The following is a 19,057-nucleotide window of genomic DNA, read 5'->3' as shown; positions in this document are numbered from 1 at the left end:
AAACGCGTTATCGTTAACGACCATCGCGAGCAAGCTCGCTCCTACAACGGTTCACATTCCTTCCTGAATTTGCGAAATCTCCTAGCCCGACTGTCGACCCATTCCCGCTTCCAATGAAACGGAGGCCGGGTATGGTGGTGTTCCTGATGCTTGCAATGGAATGCACCATGACCAATCTCTCGAACGACAACTCCGCCGGGCCGAGTCCTTCGCCGACTCTACGAATGCACGATGCACTGAAAGCCGCCGTGGACATCGCACTCCCGCAAACCCCCAGTCAATTTGGCGCACGCCTGATCAAGGAAAAGTGGGGGGCGGACATCGATCCGCGAACAGCCTTACTGGTAACGCTCGATTACAACTATAAAGGCCACCCCCAACAGGACGGCATTCAACAGGGGCGCGTGGCAAGTTCGCAGTCGCTGTTGCAAGCATTGCTGGCCAATTATCAAACCGTCGGTGACGGGCGTTTCGCTGAATCCGCCTTGGGCCTTTACACACCCCCGGCCATCGGGCCGAGTGTGCAAATTGTGCAAAACGTCGACGAGTTCGCTGACCATGGCAGCGGCAATCATCACACTTACGAAGGCATCTACCGTCAGACGCTACCGCAAGCGTATGGGCCGCCGACGCAGATGAGCCTGACGCCCGCAGACTTCAAGAAATGGGTCTGGGAACTGGATTTGCAGGGTGTGTACAAGACCTATCTGGAGCAGGCCTGGCCCTCGGACGAAGTGCTGGCGGCTCCCGCACCCTACGCCCTGAGAACGTCGGTAAAGGCCGCCTATGTCATGACGGCCTGGTGGCAGCGTCATGAGCAACGCCTGACTGAAAAAGGTCTGGCGCTTGCCCTGCAGGCGGCAGGATTGCCGCCCGACCAGGCATGGCAAACCCTGACCATCGAACAACTGCAGGCAGCGACATCAGGCAGGCCAGGGATCGCACAAAGTCGGTTAATGCTTTATCGCTACGTGGCAACGGATATCTGGTGCTTCAGTGGCGGTTCTGGCTCGCGGATTGTGATGTACATCCCCGGCAACTCTTCCCCGCTGCACGAGTTCACTGACGTCAGCCAGTTGCGCCAATGGGTCGTGACGCAAGGCAAGGCTGCCGAGACAAAGCAGGCGTTGGCGTCTCACTTTGCTGAAGACGACCGCAACGACGGTACCTTTCATGCGGGGGTATTGACGGCGCTGGACGGCATGGCGATCTATCCGCAACAACATCACCTGACCCAGGAGGCCGGATTTTTCAACGATGATGGCTATTGGGATCCTGCTCAATACATCGGTTTTGACGATCAGCCACCAGAGCAAGATCCGTTCGCGCAGTTGGTACTGACAATGAAGCAGGCCGCACTGGCCAGTATCAAAACCATTCGGGACGATGCGCAAGTCAATCGCGACAATCTGAGCGCCGTTGTCGAACCGCTGGTGCAATGGGTCAACCGGTTTGGGCCCCTGGCGTTGTTTGTGCCGGGCGGCGAGGGGTTGTTGGCCTTGGCCGGGCTGATCGACGCCGGTTACGGCCTGAATCAGGCGATCAACGGCGAAACGTCGAGCCAGCGTGCAGAGGGCGTGACGCGCACGGTGTTTGGCTTGCTCAATGCTCTGCCGATAGTGGGCGCTGGTGTCGCGGCGAATGGTGAAGCGGCCGATGTCGCTACGGTGGTCAAGGTCGAACACGAGCCTGGCGAAACGTCGACGGCCCCGAGCATCACTTCGGTACCCGACCCGGTCGTTTCCGTGTCGCCCTTGCCGCCGATCCTCCCATTGCCAACCCGCCTGCAATTGCTGCGTGGCATCGGTGCGCCGGTGGCGTCGCTCAGTGACGAATTGCTGCTACAGATCGGCAAAGTCAGCGCGATCGATGACGACATGCTGCGCCTGATACAGGTCGGTCGACCGCCGACGCCTCTGCTGGCCGATACGATCAGTCGCTTCCAGATTGACCAGGAACTTGCGCAAGTCGACCTGTTGCCGTCCGGGCGAACCGAGTTGTTTAACAGTCGCTACTTGGCACTTCAGCACTCGGAACAAGAATGGGTCCGGTTGTTTCAGCAGCGATACCCCGGGCTGCCGAAAAGCGCCATCGAACAAATGCTCGATCGCTATGGCGTGGATATCCAGGCCGCGCCCGATGCTACAGACGCCTTGCAAGTGATCAAGCGCCTGGACGGCAAGGCGCGTCAATACCAACAGCACGTGCGGCTAAATCGGGCGTATGAGGGCCTCTATCTGCGTTCCAGGGTTAGCCCGGAATCGGACACGTTGGCGTTGCATTCCCTCAAGAATCTCCCGGGTTGGCCTGCAACGCTGCGGATCGACATCCTTGACCAGTCAGCGATTGGGCGGCTGCTGGATCGTTGTGGTCCGCAGGATGCCGCCGACGTCCGACGCCTGATCAGGGTCGGGGAGCGTTATCAGCACCAGGCGCAACAAACGGACTTTTACCAGGCAGTGCTCGACGTTCTGTCTGACGATCAGCGTTCAGCGTTACACCTGACCTCGCTTGACCCGGTCAATGAGCTGCGCCTCAAGGTCAGCGATCAGGCTCTGTCGCGGTCTGAACTCATGCTCGGGCTGGGGCGCATGGAAAGTGGTCTGTCATTTGAAGAACAAGGGCTCAGGGGCGGCGGTTATCCGGGGACGCCGCAGGCCGAAGCGATGACGCACGAGATGATGAGGCTGCAGCTCAAGGAGATTTATCCCGAGTTCTCCAGTGCCGAGTCCGATGAGTTGCTGCAGCGGGTGGGCGCCGAGGCCCAGTCGCACATCGACGGATTGAAACAGCAGTTCCAGCAGTTGAACACCGACCTGAGCGCCTGGATTGATCAAGCGATAGATGACATCGAAGACATGGACGTTCCTTTCCTGGCCGCCGGCATGGCCGAAGCGCAGGCTATGAGCCACGCGCAGATCGCCGCCCGTAACGTGGAGCTGCTGAATGATGCGATTCGCTATGAGCGCATCACCCGCACGGAATTGGCTGACGAGATGATCGCCATCTGGAGAAAGCGCGCTCCGCAGGCAGACAGTTTTTATTCCGGCAATCACAAGACCGGTTTCGGCATGGACCTGGCGTATGAAGATTTCCATCGATTGCCTACGCCAAGTGTTCGGCTCAATGACGTGACCGAGTTGACGATGCGAAGTGTTCACCTGACCGAGCGTGAGAGTTTGAATGGTTTTCTCGAGACCTTTCCAAACCTGCGCACACTGAATCTTGAAAGTGTCGATCTCCGGCTGGCCAATGCCAATGGTGACCTGGAAAGTGTTTTGCCGCCTGCGATTCCCGGGATGCGTCACCTGACCTCCTTGAATCTCAGGTCCACGCAAACGGCGCTCGAGCTGACGACCGCTTCGCAATTTCGCCCATTGGTGAACCTGCAAGTGCTGGACCTGAGCGATAACCCGCTCGTGACCACGCCGGTGGTGTTGGGGATGGACGAGCTGCAGCGGCTGAACTTGAGAAACACCCAGATCAAATCCTGCCCGATCGGGATCATGGATCAGCCGTACCTGACCTCCCTCGACTTGCGCAACAACCAGATTACCCGCGTACCTCAGGCCGTGATGAACCAGGCCGTCGCCAGGGATCGTGTGCTGTTGCAGGGCAATCCGCTGACGGATGAGGACACCCTGTTGCGTCTTGTGGAGCATCGGCAGCGAACGGGCATCAACCTGTGGCTGAGTGAACCCGGTGCCAACTACGGCAATCCCGTCGAGTGGTTGCGCGAAGGTGTTGCGGCACAGCAGCAAGCCCGGCGCCTGATCTGGCAACGGCTGGCCTCCAAACCGCTTGGCACAGGGCTTTTAAGGGTCATGGACGGGTTGAGCCTGACGGCGGACTTCCTGGTCGACTATCTGTCGCTTCAGGCGAGAGTCTGGCGTGTGCTGGGCGAAGCGGATGCTTCTGAGGAGTTGTGGACGCGACTGGCCCAGGCGATCGAGGTGATCGAGAGCGATGCCGAGAATCCATTTACGATGTTTTCGGCGCTTGAGGATCGAGCAAGGCTTTACCGTGATTGGGTGTCCATGGGACGGCCTTTTCCGGTACACAACCTGTAGGTGGGGGGAACCTTGAACCCCGAAAGGGGTTCAAGGTTTGTCACTCAGCGGCGACGGAACAGCGGCAGCGGTTCGTCGGTGGCGGCCTGATAGGTCACGGAGAAGTCCTTGAGACCTTCGAGGGCTTCGTACGGGTCTTTGTCCGGGCGAATCGCAAACGCATCGAAACCGCAGCGGTGCAGGTAGAACAACTGGTCGCGCAAGATATCGCCAATAGCCCGCAGTTCGCCTTTGAAACCATAACGGTCGCGCAGCAGACGGGCGTTGGAGTAGTTGCGACCGTCGGTGAAGGCCGGGAAGTTCAGGGCGATCACCTTGAACTGATCGACGTCGTCACCGATTTCTTCCGCTTCTTCGTCGGCATCCAGCCACACGCCCAAGCCACCATCGCGGGCCTTGAGCATACGGCTGTGTTCGCGCCACAACTGCAGCGGCACGATCAGGTCGTCGCAGTTGCTGATCTCGTCGATGTTGAAGTCCTTGGGCAGCAAGTGCCAGGTTTCGTCGACGACCTCGTTGTTCTTAATGATTCGCTGCATAGACGCGCTCCTTGAAGAGGTCGATGCCAATACGCTGGTAGGTGTCGATAAAGCGTTCATCTTCGGTACGTTGTTCGATGTACACGTCGATCAGCTTTTCGATCACGTCAGGCATGGCGTCCTGGGCAAAGGACGGGCCGAGGATTTTACCGAGGCTGGCGTCACGGCTGGCGCTGCCACCGAGGGAAACCTGATAGAACTCTTCGCCTTTCTTGTCCACCCCGAGAATGCCGATGTGGCCGACGTGGTGGTGACCACAGGCGTTCATGCAGCCGGAAATGTTCAGGTCCAGTTCGCCGATGTCGAACAGGTAGTCCAGGTCGTCGAAACGGCGCTGGATCGATTCGGCAATCGGGATCGATTTGGCGTTGGCCAGGGAGCAGAAATCGCCACCCGGGCAGCAGATGATGTCGGTCAGCAGACCCACGTTCGGCGTGGCGAAGCCTTGCTCGCGCAATTCACCCCACATGGCGAACAACTGACTCTGTTCAACGTCGGCAAGAATGATGTTCTGCTCGTGGGAGGTGCGCAGCTGACCGAAGCTGTAGCGATCGGCCAGGTCGGCAACCGCGTCGAGCTGCTTGTCGGTGATGTCGCCCGGTGCAACGCCGGTCGGTTTCAGCGACAGGGTCACGGCCACATAACCCGGCTTCTTATGCGCCAGGGTATTGCGGGTGCGCCAGCGAGCGAAGCCTGGGTGTTGCTTGTCGAGTTCGGCCAATTCGGCAGTCTGGTTGTCCAGCGCCTTGTAATCCGGGTCGACGAAATGTTTGGCGACGCGATGCACTTCGGCTTCGGTCAGCGTGGTCTGGCCACCGCGAAGGTGTTCCATTTCCGCGTCGACTTTTTGGGCGAAGACTTCAGGCGTCAGGGCCTTGACCAGAATCTTGATCCGCGCCTTGTACTTGTTGTCGCGACGGCCATAGCGGTTGTACACACGCAGGATGGCGTCGAGGTAGCTCAACAGGTCTTGCCACGGCAGGAATTCATTGATGAAGGCGCCAACCACCGGGGTACGGCCCAGGCCACCACCGACCAACACACGGAAGCCCAGTTCGCCAGCGGCGTTGTGCACCGGCTCAAGGCCGATGTCGTGGACTTCGATGGCGGCACGGTCCGAAGTCGAACCGTTGATGGCGATCTTGAATTTACGCGGCAGGTAGGCGAATTCCGGGTGGAATGTCGTCCACTGACGGACGATCTCGCACCATGGGCGCGGATCGATCAGCTCATCGAAAGCGACACCGGCGAACTGGTCGGTGGTGACGTTGCGCAGGCAGTTGCCACTAGTCTGGATCGCGTGCATCTGCACGGTGGCCAGTTCAGCGAGAATGTCCGGGATGTCTTCCAGCGCCGGCCAGTTGAACTGCACGTTTTGCCGGGTGCTGATGTGGGCATAGCCCTTGTCATAGTCGCGGGCAATTTTGGCCATCATTCGCGTCTGGCGCGAAGTCAGCTGGCCATAAGGCACCGCCACTCGCAACATCGGCGCGAAGCGTTGGATGTAAAGCCCGTTTTGCAGGCGCAGGGGGCGGAATTCTTCTTCGCTCAGCTCGCCTGCCAGATAGCGTCGGGTCTGATCACGGAACTGCTTGACGCGGTCCTCGATGATCCGCTGATCGTACTCGTCGTATACGTACATATAAGTCCTGTTCTCAGGCTTGGGCCGGTCGGATCCAGTTGCGTTTTTCGCCTGGAAAGTCTCCGATACTGCCTCGGCAATTCTGCGCGCACGGCCGCGCACTCCCTACGGAGCCGGGGCAAGATACCAGTTTGCAGTTATGCGCAAAAGTGATGTTTGAGTATATGTAAAGAACCAAAACGACTAACGAGAATCGTTATTGCTAAACCCGTGTTTGTGGTGTGGGCAATCGTCGTCTTTACTGTGGTCGAGTCTTTATGCAATCACCGATAAAACCGACAAGAGGCGATGCAATGAGCAACCCAACCAAGGCGACAAAACCCGATAGCACGGTAGATGCTTGGGCGATTCTGTTTCTGATCATTCTGGTCGTGGGCACAGCGGTATTCTGGGTCAGCCATCAATAAACGACCCCGTCCGGGCCCTTTCTGACGATTGTCGGACAAAATCCGGAATAAACGCCGATTTACGGGAGTTCGCTGCCTATAATGCGCGGCGAATTTGCGGGGGCTCGGGCGATCAATGTTGAAGTTTCTTTGTGGTGCGGTGCTGGCGCTGGGTATGGCCGTGGGAACTTGCGCCCATGCGACGTCGGTGTTGTTCCTGAACCCGGGAAACACCCATGAAGCGTTCTGGGTCAGCTATTCCCAGTTCATGCACGCGGCGGCCAAAAACCTGGGCCTGGACCTGAGCATTCAGTATTCCGACCGCGTCCCTGAAACCACCGTCAGGCAGGCCCGCGCAGCCCTGCAAGGGCCAAACCGTCCCGATTACCTGATGTTCGTCAACGAGCAATATATTGCTCCGGAAATCCTGCGCCTGGCCAAAGACAGTGGTGTGAAGCTGTTCATCGTCAATAACGCCCTGACCCCGGACCAGATGAAGCTACTCGGTGCGCGACCGGACAAGTATCCGGATTGGGTGGGCAGCCTGGTGCCCAACGACGAGGAGGGCGGCTACTTGATGCTCACCGAGCTGATTCGCCAGCATGGCCCGGTGCCCTCGGGCCAGAGCATCGACCTGCTGGCCTTTTCCGGTTTGAAAATTACCCCGTCTGCGCAGTTACGGGAGAAAGGCTTGAGACGGGCCTTGGCCGAGCATCCCGAAGTGCATTTGCGGCAGTTGGTCTATGGCGGCTGGACCCGGCAGCGAGCTTATGAGCAGGCCAAGCTGTTGTTCAAGCGTTACCCGCAGACCTCGTTGATCTGGTCAGCCAATGACGAAATGAATTTTGGTGTCATGCAGGCATTTGTCGAAGCAGGCGGCGAACCCGGCAAAGACGCACTGTTCGGCACGATCAACAATTCTCCGGCGGCATTGCAGGCATTGCTCGACAAGCGGCTGAGTGTGCTGCTGGGCGGGCATTTCAGTCTGGGTGGTTGGGCGCTGGTGCAGTTGCATGACTACGATCAGGGTGTGGATGTTAGCCGGTACGGCGGCCGTGACCGGCAGATTCCGTTATTGCAATTGATTGATCGGGAACAGGCCAAGCGGTTGCTGGCGATGGGCGCGGCGCAGGATTTTGGCGTGGATTTTCACAAGCTGTCGGCCAAGGGCAAGCCAGCTTCGTATCGTTATCCGTTCAGCCTGCAAACCTTGATGCACTAGGCCCGCGTCAAACCCCGGCCAGGTACACCACAAGCTGCACGATGCCGTAGAGCGTCAACGCGAACACGGCCGTGAACAGAATCCCCAGAATCACAAAATGGCTGGGCTTGCCGTGGGCGAAGTCCCGAGCCCGATTCTTCCCGCTTTGCACGCCAAACGCCGCCGCCATGACACTGTGCAGCATCTGCCAGAAGCTTGGCGGCTTGTTGTCGACCGGGTCGTCCATAAATCCCTCGTCATTTGCGTAGGAAAGGTAAGCATAGACAACGGGGGCGAATTCTGTGGGAGGGCGAACCAGGCGATCAGGTAAAACCGTGTAACACAGAGGAGGCAAGCTCCGGAATCCCCTATAACTATCTACCGCCAACGTGCTGGTTGGCCGTGATGTCCTGTTGCGCTCTTATTTGAGTATCAGGAGCGACATCATGCCAGACCCTTCCATACCCGCCGGGCACGGGTTTCATGTTCCGTTTATCAAGAGCCGGATTCCCGACTGGACGCAACACCTTGCCACGGCCCACCTTCAGGCCTTGACCCAGGCCCGGGATCCCGTGCGGCGATTCATCAAGGCTTACCCTGACCTGTATGCCCAAGCGTCACCCGCGCTGCGCCAGGCTTTGCTCGACAGCCAGGCTCAAAGCCAAACCACCACCGGGACGCTCGCCAGGACCCTCAAGGATTTCAAAGGCATCACCGAGTTCGCCAAGCCATTGCTGGTCGAGGCGCTACAGAAAAAATTCGGCCAGGCACCGGATGTCATCAACACAGCGCTTTTTCACCTGCGCGCGCCCAACCTCGCTGACGAACAGCCACTGCTGCAGGCTGCGCTGCGAAACTTCGAAGAGGGCGAAGCGTTTGATGAAGTCGCCTTGCAGGAAACCAGCGCGTTAGCCCCCACAGGCGCATTGGACAGTCAGCTCTACGACGAAACCAAACGCTATCCGTTTGGAAAAACGCGTTACAGCATTCGCGACAAATTATCGATCAAGCCAGCGGCGTTCGCCAGCCTGTGCCGGGAGCTGGACCTGGGCAAACGCTATCAGGACCATATCAGTGCAGTGTTCGATGGCCCTGGCAGCGCGGCAACCGTAGGCCAGCAGACCATTGCGGCGAACAAGGACCGGATGCGTCTGCAGGCCCATATCGCCCGGATACGGTCGCACATCGATGAAACGGCTTACACCACGGTGCTGGCCCTGCTTGACGGATCATCGGCGGCCAGGCTCGACGGCCAGCCGCTGGCTTTCAGTCAGGTGCAGATACTGGGTTCTGAATTGGGTGATGTTCTGATTATGGGTGCCGCATCGCGCAGCTTCAGGGCAGTCAGTCAAAGTCCGTGGTTAGTCCTTCTGCCCGGGCCGGCCGAACTGGCGAAGTTTATCCCGGATACCCGGATCATCGTTTACATTCCGGGGGACCCACAAAGCCCTCTCAAGCAATATGCTTCGGCCCACGAATTTGCCAAGGACCTGGCGGTCAAGCTGCGTTCTCGCAGCTATCAACGCTTCTTCGCAAGCTTTGTCCCCCATGACGAATCGGCGACGTTTTTTCACCGGCTCAAGGCTCAGCTCAAGGTCAAACGATGGAACCCGAACCCGGTTTATCCAGGCCCGCCATTCAATCCTGATGCGTACCGGGATGGCGTCTACGAAGAGGTATGGAACGAAGACATCAACCTTGGGCTGCATGAAACATTCATCGAGGGTGACGTGTTCGACGCACGCTATGCGTCGCATGTTGCCAGGGTCAAGTCCAACGCCAGGTTGTTGGCAATCCCGACGGCTGAAGTTGATCACAAGGCCTGGATCGAGCGGCTCAAGCACTACGTCGAATGGGGGCTGAACGTCTTGAACGTGGCGGCTTTTTTTGTGCCGGGCCTGGGCGAAGTCATGCTTGCCGTCACTGCCGGACAGCTTACCTATGAGGTTTACGAGGGCGTGAAAGCATGGGAGGAGGGCGATGCCGAGGAGGCCTGGGCGCACTTCAAGTCGTGCCTGGAAAACGTAGCCTTCATGGCCGTGCTGGGCGCCGCGGCGAGCAAGGCTCCGTCGATCGTTCCGTCCCGGTTTGTCAACGGCATGACCAAGATCACCACACCTTTTGGCGAGCCGCGTTTGTGGAGTCCTCACCTGGGGCCTTACAAAAGCAGCGTAACGCTGGACGGTCTCACGCCCAACGCCCTGGGCCAGTACAAGCTCGCCGGCAAGACCTATATCCAGCAGGAGGGCAATGTCTACGAAAAAACCTTCGACTCGACGCTGGAAAAGTGGCGTATCAACCACCCCAGTGCCCCAGCAGCTTATCAACCGATCCTTGAGCACAACGGCCTTGGCGCCTGGCGACACACCCTTGAACGGCCACTGGAGTGGGATCGTCCGACGTTGTTGCGCCGGATGGGCCCGCAGATGGACGGTTTAAGCCAGGCACGACTGGAGCAGATCGCCGAGGCCAGTGGCGTCAGTGATGACGAGTTGCGTCAAATGCACGTCGACCATCAGCCACCGCCGCCGATGTTGGTCGAGACCCTCCGTGCGTTCAAAGTGGATCAGCAAGTGGACGAACTGATCGATCAAATCCGCAATGGGGCGCCCCTGAGCGCCGCGTCGGAACTTACCGTTCCACTCGCCCTGGAAATGCCGAACTGGCCGGCTGAAGAGGTCGTCGAAGTGTTTGAGGGGCCGGAGCACTGGGGGGCCTCGCAGCGCTTCGGATCCGCATCGGCGGTGGGCCGTGCAAGATCAACGATCAAGATCACCCGCGCCGAAGTGATCGCGGGGAAATTGCCGGACCGTGTATTGGCCGCGCTCGACGAGTCACAAATCGCTCGGCTGCTCGGCTCCCGGAGCATGAAAGAAGGGACCGACCGTATACAGCTATTCCGCGAGCGTCTGGCTGATCAAGGGCGGGATGCAAGGAAGTCCCTGTTCGACCGACTGCTCAATAAGCAGGAGGCAACGGACCCCGATATTCACACTCTGCAACGTAGCTTCCCGACGCTGTCGTCTGAGGCGGCTCGCCAGGTTCTGGGCGAAGCCAGTGCCGCGGAGCTGGCCCAACTGCGCAGCACCGCAAGAGTTCCTCTGCGTCAGGCTAAAGAGATCCGCGTCCATCTGCGGCAAGGATCGCTGAACAGGGCAATAGGCGGTCTGCATCTGCAAGACATGGCGTCTGTGGCCAGCGACAAATTGGCGTTGCACAGCCTGGAGCATTTGCCGGGCGGGTCGGCAGATGTTCGTGTGGAGGTGCGATCCGGTTCCATCACAGGCCCGCTGCTCGATAGCATCGGGAATGAAGGTGCCTCGACCCTGACGTACCTGGTCAAGGTTGATGATCGCTTCCGAGCGTTTGACGCCGGTGGCAGCGCTCTCAACAATCTCCCGAGGCGTGGCCGCAATCTGTTTGAATCACTGCTGCAAGTCTTGCCCGATCGCACCCGCGCAGGGCTTGAGGGCGATCCTGGCGAGGCGCTTCAAAAGCAGTTGGCAAAGTACGCCAGCACTCACCGCCAGGAAATGTCGCTGATCTTGCAGCAGCGTCCAATCAATGGTCCAGGGCCGTCCCTGCGTCTACCCTCTGGTGGCTTCGGTTACCTGGCCAGTGGTCGTGGCGCCGGTTTTCCCGAGGGGCAGCTGGTTTCCAGGGTGCGGGACCTTTATCCGAATGTATCCGATGAGCAAGCCAGTCAGTTCGTCAGGAGTCGCCTGAGCGCAGGAGACACCGATCAGCAGGTGTTTAATCTGTTGAACAATCGCCAGCGCGAATTCGAGGCGCTGGACACGGTACTGAACAACTGGATCGGTGCCGCACCCACGCCGACCCCAAGCGGCGGCTTGAGTCGCCGCGTATTTTCCGATCGGTTGATTCAGTGTTGGCGCAATGGCCTCTATCGAGATCTGGAGCCTGTTTTTGATCTGGATTTGCGTGGCGCTGACGCATTGCCCGAGTGGGATGCCGACTTCTCTCATGTGCGCAATTTGCAACTCAACAGTGGCCAGATCATCGGTGAATCGGGCAGTGCGGTGCTACAGCAGTTTCCAAAACTGAAAAAGCTGGAAATTTCTGTGAATGCGCAGGATATGGCTGCCATGGGCGAGAGGCTGTCCGACTTGACGGGTATCACTGAGTTGACGCTCAACAATGCATTTCTAACCGGGACTTCTGAGTTGTCGCGGGCACTCGAGGGAATGACTCAGCTGGAAAAACTATCGCTCAACAGCAATATGGCCACGATGGACTACAGCGCGCTGACGAACTTGCGGACCTTAAAGTTAACGGGATATTTAACGGATTGGCCAACCGGGGTGTTGCAACTGGCCAGGCTTGAAACCCTGGATTTGCAGGCAGCAAACATCAAGTCGCTGCCTGCCGAACTGTTTAACGGGCATGAACCGCTATGGCGTAGCTTGCAATTGAACTGGGCCGCCCTGGAGCCTGAAGCGTTCATGAAGGCTTATAAGCATGTGCATGACAATCCGGCACATCTGGTGTACGAACCGCACATGGTAGGCCGCTATTGCAGCGGGCGTTTGGCAGAGCTGCTGCCCGAGGACTACACGTTCGCTTCAGACGCAATGATTCAATTCAACAAAGACGGACTGTCCGGGCAGGCGTTGCTGGATCAGGTCGATGCATTGCATGAACAGCGGCGTGCCTTGAATCAATCGCTGGCCGTTTGGAAGGAACGGGTGGTTCGGGTCGATGGGCAGCAAGTGGCGGTTCATCACCGCGAGCTGATCGCTGAGAAAATCCGGGCATCCTGGCGCCACGGACTGCGTGCCCGGTACACGCCACAAGAACCCATTGCTGGCCCCTCGTGGTTATACAGCCATTTACAAAACGACATGCTGGATCTCACGGGATGGGGCCCCCTGGGAAATTTACCCGAGCTCGGGGGCACAACGTTTCCTCATGTTCGCCGCTTGAGCCTGAGAGGTAACGGACTTTCAACGGCACAGGTGAATGATTTTCTGAGCGCATTTCCCCAGTTGCATACACTCGAATTGAGCTCGAACCGGCTGACCGAACTACCACGGGCCATTGAGGCAATGGGACAGCTTGGCGAATTGGATCTCTCCTTCAATGAGCTGACGATCACGGCTTCGACGCAAGCACGATTGAATCGTTTGACCTCGTTGCGAACGCTGAATCTGGCGTACAACCGCGTCGGTGCACTTGAGGTCGGTTCGATGACGCGCCTGACGAGCCTGGACCTGAGTCATACCCATCTTCGTGCGTGGCCCGAGGGCGTGTTGTCGCTCCCCGACCTGCGTTATCTGGCCTTGAATCACAGCGGCATCACCGACATCCCCGCCGCGGCGCAAATCGGCCACGATCAGTTGCTGCTAAAGACGTCTCTGCAAGGTTGCCGACTCAGCCCAAAAGCGTTCCTCGCGGTAAAGGCATTCGCTGAGCGTACGGTGATCGAGAGGCCTATGGGCATCACTCGATCACTGCTGTCGGCAGGACAAACCGGGGGCGATCCAGAGTTCTTTCCGGTCGAAGTGTCGGCGCAGCCAGACCTTGTATTGCCGCAGTACCTGGAGCCTGGCGAAGGGGAGGTGCCCTTGACCTCGGCCGCGAGGCTGCAACGTCTTGATCCTCGGCTTGGCACCACTGAGGCCGTCGAGCGCATTGAAGCCTGGCGTACACAGGGAATGAGCGCTACGGATATTGAAGCCCGGCTGGGCCAGTGGCAGCAGGAACAGAAGCAATTGATCCAGGGGTTGAATGACTGGATCGATGTTCCCGCTTTTCGCAATCGCGGAACCTGGGTCAGCGCCGTAGACCGTCGCCGCGCTGCTGATCGGCTCCTTGAATGCTGGCGCGCCACGTTGCATGACGCGCCTGAGGCGGCGGGAACGCCGAGTGATTTCGTGCTGGATTTCACCGGTCTTGTCGTCGGCGATTTTCCGGAGCTCCCGGTTAAATTCAACCATGTCGGTGCGTTGGACCTGAACGGTGTCAGGCTCTCAGAGGATTCGGACGCGTTTTTGCGTTCGTTTCCCCGGTTGCATAGCCTGATACTCAATCGCAACAACCTGGGCGCGTTGCCTGAGGCGGTTGCACAATGTGAACACTTGACTCACCTGAGCGTGAGTTACAACGGTTTGAGTGCCAGCGGTCCATTGCACCTTCAGTTGCGCTCGCTGACTCACCTTCAATGGCTGGACCTGAGCGAAAACAGGCTGGTGGAGTTCGACGTCACAGGACTGGGTCAGTTACAGGCCCTTGATTTGAGCAAAAACCACCTGGACGACTGGCCGCTGGGAGTACTCGAAGCGCCGGCGCTGACCACCCTCAATTTGAGGGGCAACGAGATTGAAACGATCCCTCCAGATGCCTTTCAGCCTGAACACGCCGTCCTGATGGCCGGCACCGATCTGAGCGACAACACGCTGGACGAGGTGCAATTGATGCGACTGCAGGATTATCTGAGCAACACCGGTCGCGGGTTGGGTTTTACCGCAGAGCAGATTGACGGTTTGCTGGAAGGATTCGCACGCTCGGAGTCCTCCGATACGGACGACGGAGATATTCACCCGGACCACGAGACATCCGACGTCCAAAAAACACGATGGTTTGCCGGAGTCGCGGCAGGCTCGGAAAAACACCAGATGTGGGACGCCGTGATGGAGCAGGACAGCACGCATGACTTTGCATACGTGCTTTCACAACTCCAACACACTGAGGACTTCAGTCTGGATCGCCTTGATCTCACGCGGCGAGTCTGGCGCATCCTCGAAGCCGCCTATGGCGATGAAGCATTGAGCAAGCGATTGATGGGCCTGTCGAAGGCATTGAGGCATCGCGTGACCTGTGGTGATGGCCGAATATTGTTGTTCAACGAACTGGAAGTCGAGGTCTATGAGTTTGAGGCCTTGAAGTCAATTGTCCCGGAACATAAAGGTCGCGAGCTGCTGAAACTGTCCAGAGGACTGTTTCGCCTGGCCCAGGTCGAAGAAGTTGCCAGGACACAAATTCTGCTCAAGCCCTTTATTGACCCTGCCGAGATTCGCCTTGCCTACCGAATCGGCCTCGCCCAGCGGCTTGATCTGCCCGCCCAACCCAAAGGCATGTTGTATTCAAGCCTGGCCAAGGTCACGGCAGCGGACCTCGATAAGGCCTATACGACGATTCTTGAGCAGGAAAAGAAGCCCACGTTTATCGAGCAGCTGATTGCGCGTCAATACTGGAGAAACTACCTCGAAGAAACCTATCCGGCGGAATTTGCCAAGGTGCAGCAGGACTTTCAGGAGAAGCACAATCTACTGGAGGATAAATACCCCGAGTTTGATGGCAAGTACTTACAGGAGGTGAAAGCGCTGGACGCCGACAATGACAGCAATCGCCAGCGTCTACTGACCGAACTTTCCAAACGTGAAATGTCCGGGCAGGACGCACCGACCTGATTCATCCGCGCGTAAAGCTCTGGAGGCACCGTTGCGCCTCCAGAGCCCGCCGCCACCCATCAATCAGTTGTCGTAACCCAGGTTCGGCGCCATCCACCGTTCGGTCACGCTCAATTCCTGGCCTTTACGCGACGTGTAGCTCTGCACCTGGTCCTTGTCTATCTTGCCCACGGCAAAGTACTGCGCCTGCGGGTGAGCGAAGTACCAGCCGCTGACCGCCGCAGCCGGGAACATCGCGTAGTGTTCGGTGAGGAACACGCCGCTGCGACCCGCCTTGAGTTCTTCCGCTTCTGGATCCAGCAACTTGAACAACGTGCCTTTCTCGGTGTGGTCCGGGCAGGCCGGGTAGCCGGGAGCAGGGCGGATGCCGGTGTATTGCTCCTTGATCAGCGCCTCGTTATCGAGCGTCTCGTCCTTGGCGTAACCCCAGTAGTCTTTACGCACCTGCTGGTGCAGCCACTCGGCGCACGCTTCGGCCAGACGGTCAGCCAGCGCCTTGACCATGATCGAGTTGTAATCGTCGCCGGCGTCCTGATAAGCCTTGGCCACTTCTTCGGCGCCGATCCCGGCGGTGGTGATGAAGCCGCCGACGTAGTCGGTCACTTCGCTGTCCTTCGGTGCCACGAAGTCGGCCAGGGAGAAGTTCGGCTTGCCGTCGGTCTTAATGGTCTGCTGGCGCAAGTGGTGCAGCTTGGCAATCGGCTTGCCGTCATCGCCGTAGACTTCGATGTCGTCGTCACGCACCTGGTTGGCCGGCCAGAAACCAAACACGGCGCGGGCGCTGATCAATTTCTCGTCGATCAACTTGGCGAGCATTTCCTGGGCGTCGGCGTACAGCGAGGTGGCGGCTTCACCGACCACTTCGTCCTGCAGGATGCGCGGGAACTTGCCAGCCAGGTCCCAGGAGATGAAGAACGGTGTCCAGTCGATGTACTCGGCCAGCACTTTCAGGTCGATGTTGTCCAGCACCTTGGCGCCGGTGAAGGTTGGTTTGACCGGCGTGTAGGTGCTCCAGTCAAACTGCGGTTTCTTGGCGACGGCCGCCGGGTAGCTCAGGCGCTCGGTGCGCGCGCTGCGATTGGCAGTACGCTCGCGGACTTCGATGTAGTCCAGGCGCGTCTTCTCAACGAACGCCGGCTTCAATTCCTTGGACAGCAACTGCGTCGCCACGCCCACGGCGCGGGAGGCGTCGGTGACGTAGATCACTGCGTCATTGCTGTACTTCGGCTCGATTTTCACCGCCGTGTGCGCTTTGGAGGTGGTCGCGCCACCGATCATCAACGGCAGGTGAAAGTCCTGGCGCTGCATCTCGCGAGCCACGTGGACCATTTCATCCAGCGACGGTGTGATCAGGCCGGAGAGGCCGATGATGTCGCACTTCTGCTCCTTGGCCACTTGCAGGATTTTCTCGGCCGGTACCATCACGCCGAGGTCGACGATGTCGTAGCCGTTACAGCCCAACACCACGCCGACGATGTTCTTGCCGATGTCGTGCACGTCACCTTTTACCGTCGCCATCAGGATCTTGCCCTTGGCTTCCGGCTTGTCGCCTTTTTCCAGCTCGATGAACGGAATCAAGTGAGCCACGGCCTGCTTCATCACGCGGGCGGATTTGACCACCTGCGGCAGGAACATTTTGCCGGCGCCGAACAGGTCGCCGACGATGTTCATGCCGGACATCAGCGGGCCTTCGATGACTTCGATTGGCCGGGCGAACGACTGGCGCGATTCTTCGGTGTCTTCAACGATGTGCGTGGTGATGCCTTTGACCAGTGCATGCTCCAGACGCTTGTTGACGGGCCAGCCGCGCCACTCTTCGGTCTCGGCTTCCTTGACGCTGCCGTCGCCCTTGTACTTGTCGGCAATGGCGAGGAGGGCGTCGGTGCCTTCCGGGGTACGGTTGAGCACCACGTCTTCGACCGCGTCGCGCAGTTCGGCCGGGATCTGGTCGTAGATCTCCAGCTGGCCGGCGTTGACGATGCCCATGGTCAGGCCGTTGCGGATCGCATACAACAGGAACACCGAGTGAATCGCCTCACGCACCGGGTTGTTGCCCCGGAACGAGAACGACACGTTGGACACGCCGCCCGAGGTCAGCGCATACGGCAGCTCGTCGCGGATGTAGGCGCAGGCGTTGATGAAGTCCACTGCGTAGTTGTTGTGTTCTTCGATGCCGGTGGCCACGGCGAAGATGTTCGGGTCGAAGATGATGTCTTCCGGCGGGAAGCCGACTTCGTTGACCAGAATGTCGTAGGAGCGTTTGCAGATTTCTTTTTTGCGCGCTTCGGTGTCGGCCTGGCCGGCTTCGTCGAAGGCCATCACCACGACTGCTGCGCCGTAGCGCTTGCACAGTTTGGCGTGATGAATGAACTGCTCGACGCCTTCCTTCATGCTGATCGAGTTGACGATGCCCTTGCCCTGGATGCACTTCAGGCCGGCTTCGATCACTTCCCACTTGGAGGAGTCGATCATGATCGGCACGCGGGAGATGTCCGGTTCACCGGCAATCAGATTGAGGAAGGTCACCATGGCCTTCTTCGAATCGAGCATCCCTTCGTCCATGTTGATGTCGATCACCTGGGCGCCGGCTTCGACCTGCTGCAGGGCGACTTCCAGGGCTTCGGTGTAGTTGTCTTCACGGATCAGGCGGGCAAACTTGGCGGAACCGGTGATGTTGGTGCGCTCGCCGACGTTGACGAACAGCGAACTGCGATCGATGGTGAACGGCTCCAGGCCCGACAGGCGGCACGCCTTTGGAATCTCCGGAATCTGGCGCGGCGCGTAACCGGCCACGGCGTTGGCGATGGCTTCGATGTGGCCCGGCGTGGTGCCGCAGCAACCGCCGACGATGTTTAGGAAGCCGCTTTGGGCGAACTCTTCGATTACCTTGGCGGTTTCCGACGGCAATTCATCGTATTCACCGAATTCGTTCGGCAGGCCGGCGTTCGGGTGCGCCGAAACGTGGGTGCCGGCCTTGTTCGACAGCTCTTCCAGGTAAGGGCGCAGTTCGCTGGCGCCGAGGGCGCAGTTCAGGCCAACCGAAATCGGCTTGGCGTGGGCCACGGAGTTCCAGAACGCTTCGGTGGTCTGGCCCGACAATGTGCGGCCGGAGGCGTCAGTAATGGTTCCGGAGATCATGATCGGCAGTTCGATGCCCAGTTCTTCGAACACCCCTTGCACGGCGAAGATCGCGGCTTTGGCGTTCAGGGTGTCGAAAATGGTTTCGATCAGGATCAGGTCGGCGCCACCTTCGATCAGGCCCTTGGTGGATTCGGTGTAGTTCTCCACCAGTTCATCGAACGTTACGTTGCGATAGCCAGGGTTGTTCACGTCTGGCGACAGCGAACAGGTGCGGCTGGTAGGGCCAAGCACGCCGGCGACGAAGCGCGGTTTGTCCGGGGTTTCCAGGGTCTTGGCGTCCGCGACCTTGCGTGCCAGGCGCGCACCTTCTACGTTTAACTCGTACGCCAGGGCCTGCATGCCGTAATCGGCGAGGGAAATCTGCGTGGCGTTGAAGGTGTTGGTTTCCAGAATGTCGGCGCCGGCATCCAGGTAGGCTTTCTCGATGCCACCAATGACATCCGGGCGCGTCAGCACCAACAGGTCGTTGTTGCCTTTCACATCGCTTGGCCAGTCGGCGAAGCGTTTGCCGCGGTAATCCTGCTCCTCGAGCTTGTAGCTCTGGATCATCGTGCCCATGCCGCCATCGAGAATCAGGATGCGCTCTTTGAGGGCGTGCTTGAGAGCTTGAAGGCGAATGCTGCGATCGGACATTGGGACTACTCGAAA

Annotated in this window: 7 protein-coding genes; 3 read left to right on the top strand and 4 right to left on the bottom strand. The window is 58.8% G+C overall.

The window, feature by feature from the left end:
- Positions 1-167: 167 nt before the first annotated feature.
- Complete coding sequence (locus ACA052_RS16650; RefSeq protein ID WP_497645848.1) at positions 168-4,070, top strand: dermonecrotic toxin domain-containing protein; 3,903 nt, start codon at positions 168-170, stop codon at positions 4,068-4,070.
- 44 nt (positions 4,071-4,114) lie between these two features.
- On the opposite strand, the gene ACA052_RS16645 is transcribed toward ACA052_RS16650, so the two are convergent.
- Both ACA052_RS16645 and ACA052_RS16640 read right to left on the bottom strand, forming a co-directional pair.
- Positions 4,115-4,609 carry a DUF934 domain-containing protein gene (locus ACA052_RS16645; protein WP_497645847.1) on the bottom strand — a complete coding sequence of 165 codons (495 nt, stop codon included), beginning with the start codon at positions 4,607-4,609 and terminating at the stop codon, positions 4,115-4,117.
- The gene (locus ACA052_RS16640; RefSeq protein WP_497645846.1) at positions 4,593-6,251 is read right to left on the bottom strand and encodes a nitrite/sulfite reductase; all 1,659 of its coding nucleotides are present in this window, start codon (positions 6,249-6,251) and stop codon (positions 4,593-4,595) included. Before ACA052_RS16640 ends, ACA052_RS16645 begins: the two co-directional genes overlap by 17 nt.
- A 522-nt stretch (positions 6,252-6,773) precedes the next feature.
- Between ACA052_RS16640 and ACA052_RS16635 the strand changes: the two genes are divergently transcribed.
- Positions 6,774-7,859, top strand: a complete 1,086-nt coding sequence (locus tag ACA052_RS16635; protein ID WP_497645845.1) for an ABC transporter substrate-binding protein — start codon at positions 6,774-6,776, stop codon at positions 7,857-7,859.
- A gap of 7 nt (positions 7,860-7,866) precedes the next feature.
- On the opposite strand, the gene ACA052_RS16630 is transcribed toward ACA052_RS16635, so the two are convergent.
- Positions 7,867-8,085: a DUF2970 domain-containing protein gene (locus tag ACA052_RS16630; protein ID WP_497645844.1), complete on the bottom strand. Its 219-nt coding sequence runs from the start codon at positions 8,083-8,085 to the stop codon at positions 7,867-7,869.
- Positions 8,086-8,284: 199 nt separating this feature from the next.
- Between ACA052_RS16630 and ACA052_RS16625 the strand changes: the two genes are divergently transcribed.
- Positions 8,285-15,268 (top strand): NEL-type E3 ubiquitin ligase domain-containing protein, encoded by a 6,984-nt coding sequence (locus tag ACA052_RS16625; protein ID WP_497645843.1) that lies wholly within the window; start codon positions 8,285-8,287, stop codon positions 15,266-15,268.
- A 63-nt stretch (positions 15,269-15,331) separates the two neighbouring features.
- Here ACA052_RS16625 and metH read toward each other — a convergent pair whose 3' ends face one another.
- Entirely contained in the window at positions 15,332-19,042 is a 3,711-nt protein-coding gene (metH, locus tag ACA052_RS16620; protein WP_497645842.1) for a methionine synthase, read from the bottom strand.
- Positions 19,043-19,057 lie beyond the last annotated feature (15 nt).

The organism is Pseudomonas sp. LBUM1644 (assembly GCF_059716195.1).
The sequence above is the reverse complement of the archived record's forward strand: the minus strand, read 5'-3'. Positions and strand labels throughout refer to the sequence as shown.